Source organism: bacterium (assembly GCA_016873475.1).
Lineage (GTDB): Bacteria > Krumholzibacteriota > Krumholzibacteriia > JACNKJ01 > JACNKJ01 > VGXI01.
The window spans coordinates 1-1,514 of record VGXI01000425.1 but is presented as its reverse complement, the minus strand read 5'-3'; the positions used below and the strand labels follow the sequence as shown (position 1 = coordinate 1,514).

The following is a 1,514-nucleotide window of genomic DNA, read 5'->3' as shown; positions in this document are numbered from 1 at the left end:
CCCCTTGCGCAGTGACAAGCACGCGGAAGGAGGATCCGTGAGCGACGAGGGGCTGAACTGCAGCCTCACGGACTTCGCTTCGGCCGGAGGCTGAAGCGCCAAGATGGGTCCGGAGGACCTGCGCGAGATCATCCGCCGCTTCCAGTCCGAGCGCGCCGAGAACCTGCTCGTGGGTCTCGAGACCTCGGACGACGCAGGGGTTTTTCGTCTCTCACCGGAGCTGGCGCTCGTGCAGACCCTGGACTTCATCACGCCGATCGTCCAGGACCCCTTCACTTTCGGCCGCATCGCCGCCGCCAACTCGCTGAGCGACATCTACGCCATGGGCGGGCGGCCGCTGACGGCGCTCAACATCTGCTGCTTTCCGGCCAAGGGCCTGCCGAAGAGCGAGCTGGCGCGCATCCTCGAGGGCGGCTACGACGCGATCCGCGAAGCAGGCGCGGCCCTCGCCGGCGGCCACACGATCAAGGACGCCGAGCTGAAGTACGGCCTCTCGGTGACGGGCGCCGTGCACCCACGGCGCGTGCTCACCAATGCCGGCGCGCGGGCGGGCGATCGGCTCATCCTCACCAAGCCGCTGGGCACGGCGACCCTCTTCGCCGGCCGCGGCAAGGGCGAGCTGACGGACGACGACGTCGCGCCGGCCGTCGCCGGCATGCGCGCACTGAACAAGCGCGCGGCGGAGATCCTGGACGCCTTCGTCGAGGACGGCGCCGCCGATCGCGAGGGCCCGGCCACCCGCGGCGTGCACGCGCTCACCGACGTGACGGGCTACGGGCTCGCCGGCCATGCGCTCGAGATGGCCCGCGGCGCAGGACTGCGCCTGCGCCTCGAGGCCGCGGCGCTGCCCGCCTATCCGCACGCCCTCGCGATGATCGAGAAGGATCAGCTTTGCGGGGGCAGCCGCGCGAATCGCCGCGCCGTCGAGCCCGTGCTCACGCATGGCAAGGGCGTGAGCGAGGCACAGCTCTGGCTAGCCTGCGACGCGCAGACCAGCGGCGGCCTGCTGATCGCGGTTGCCGAGGCCGAGGCGGCGGCCCTGCTGGCCGCGCTGCGCGCGGGCGGCGTGGCGGACGCCGCGCTCGTCGGCAGCGTGCAAGGTGGCGAGCCCGGCACCCTGGAGATCGCATGAGCGCGCTCGCGATTCCCGGTGCGGCCGGTGTGCCGGTGGCGCTGCGGGCCGGCCTGCTTGCCCTCAGCGCTCTCCTGCTCAACTTGCCGGCCGGCGCCTGGCGCGTGCGCTCGCGCAGGGGCAGCCTGAGTTGGGTCGCCGCCATTCACGCGCCGATTCCCTTCGCCTTCCTGCTGCGGCGATTGCTGGGGCTTTCGCTCTGGTTCGTGGCGCTCACCCTGGTCTTCGCTGTCGCCGGGCAGGTCGCCGGCGGGCGGCTCTGGCCGCCGCGGCCGCGCGCCTCCTAGGCAGCACTCCCCCAGAAGCTGGGGGCCAGGAGGGCACTCCTCATGCTACGTGGGTAGGCTTCCCAGAACATGGTTGACTAGATTGGTAAACCCCC

The 1,514-nt window shown here is 71.9% G+C and carries 2 protein-coding genes; both read left to right on the top strand.

Translation table 11 applies throughout. The features are described from left to right. The first annotated feature begins 103 nt into the window (after nt 1-103). Nucleotides 104-1,132 (top strand): selenide, water dikinase SelD, encoded by a 1,029-nt coding sequence (gene selD / locus FJ251_16370; GenBank protein MBM4119275.1) that lies wholly within the window; start codon nt 104-106, stop codon nt 1,130-1,132. Further along, on the top strand, nt 1,129-1,419 hold the full coding sequence (locus tag FJ251_16365; GenBank protein MBM4119274.1) for a hypothetical protein: 291 nt from the start codon (nt 1,129-1,131) through the stop codon (nt 1,417-1,419). Before selD ends, FJ251_16365 begins: the two co-directional genes overlap by 4 nt. Nucleotides 1,420-1,514 lie beyond the last annotated feature (95 nt).

What these genes read in the sequence shown, in the direction of transcription:
- selD (MBM4119275.1), top strand. Translation starts at nt 104, where the DNA reads ATGGGTCCGGAGGACCTGCGCGAGATCATCCGCCGCTTCCAGTCCGAG.
- FJ251_16365 (MBM4119274.1), top strand. Translation starts at nt 1,129, where the DNA reads ATGAGCGCGCTCGCGATTCCCGGTGCGGCCGGTGTGCCGGTGGCGCTG.